The sequence below is a fragment of the Methanobrevibacter filiformis genome (assembly GCF_001639265.1).
GTDB classification, from domain to species: domain Archaea; phylum Methanobacteriota; class Methanobacteria; order Methanobacteriales; family Methanobacteriaceae; genus Methanacia; species Methanacia filiformis.
Genome location: NZ_LWMT01000155.1, coordinates 1 through 1,197, shown reverse-complemented (window position 1 = coordinate 1,197; position 1,197 = coordinate 1). Strand labels below are relative to the sequence as shown.

General features: G+C 24.1%; 2 protein-coding genes. One reads left to right on the top strand and one right to left on the bottom strand.

The window, feature by feature from the left end:
• Positions 1-197: 197 nt before the first annotated feature.
• Positions 198-467 (bottom strand): hypothetical protein, encoded by a 270-nt coding sequence (locus MBFIL_RS04525; RefSeq protein ID WP_245637457.1) that lies wholly within the window; start codon positions 465-467, stop codon positions 198-200.
• A gap of 195 nt (positions 468-662) precedes the next feature.
• Here MBFIL_RS04525 and MBFIL_RS04520 point away from each other — a divergent pair.
• On the top strand, positions 663-1,197 hold a 535-nt coding region (locus MBFIL_RS04520; RefSeq protein ID WP_157078663.1), incomplete at its 3' end, for a hypothetical protein.

Genomic DNA, 1,197 nt, shown 5'->3' with positions numbered 1-1,197 from the left:
TAAAATAGAATTTTATTAAATATTCATGTTTATTTTTATAATATTATTTATTATAATTCTATAAATGTAATTTTAAGTTAATTAACAAAATTTAAAAACTTAGATTTTTGAATTGTTGCACAGCCTTAAATATTTAAAAAAAAATTTGATTATTTAATATGAATTATGAAAAAGAATAAGTAAATTAATAAAATTTACTATCCTTTAACATTTTTATATGCATCATATGCTGCATATACTGCGAATATGAAAGAAACAGTACCTACATAAGGACTAACAGCAGCTGTTAGAGCTCCGAGTACTATAAAAATTACAAGAAATATGATTGCTTTTTTAACGCCTTCTCCACCATATAATTGTCCAAGTCCTGGAATTACTAATGATAAAATTGCTGCGAGTATAGGATTTGCCGTTTGTGTCAAAATTTTACCTCTTGTCATTTTATTTTTCAATGTTTTAGTATTCATGTTAATAAATACTATTTACATGTTTAATTATTATCTAAAAACCTCCTGTGAAAAAAAATTTTTAAATCTAAAATTAAAAAAAATAAGAGCATAACAATCTATACAATGATTTTTACACTTGCAATGATTAGTAAGAGTTTATTAGAGAGAATTAAATAGTAATATTTATTAATAATGGTCAGTAGATTAATTAATATGTTCAATAACCAATTAATCACTGACAATAATAATATAGTAAGCATACAACTTAACCTTTTCGATTATTATGACAATGAAACAAGTTTCAATGAATTAGTTAATCGTAAAATATATGAATATGATGATTTAGATCTTCAAAATGATGTAGTTATGGTTAGTCCACATCATTTTGAGTTTAATACTCGTAGATGTCCTAAATGTGGTAAATCTGCATTGATTAGAAAGAAATTTGTCTCTCGTAATATTGTTTTAAATCAAACAGGCGATAAAACATTTTATTTTAGGCAATATTATTGTAATAATTGTGGTAAATATCCTACAGTTAAGCTTGATAATGTATTTGAAAAATATAAGAAAACATCTAAGTCTTTAATAGATAATATACATTTTAAAGCACGTACAGGTAGAAAATCATTACGTAAAATGAGTAAAGACTTGAAAGTAGATGATATGTCATTATCTCATCAAACTGTTGCAAACATCTTAGATGTGGAAGAGGAAGAAGAATTAAGGTTTGATGTTGAAGAACTCA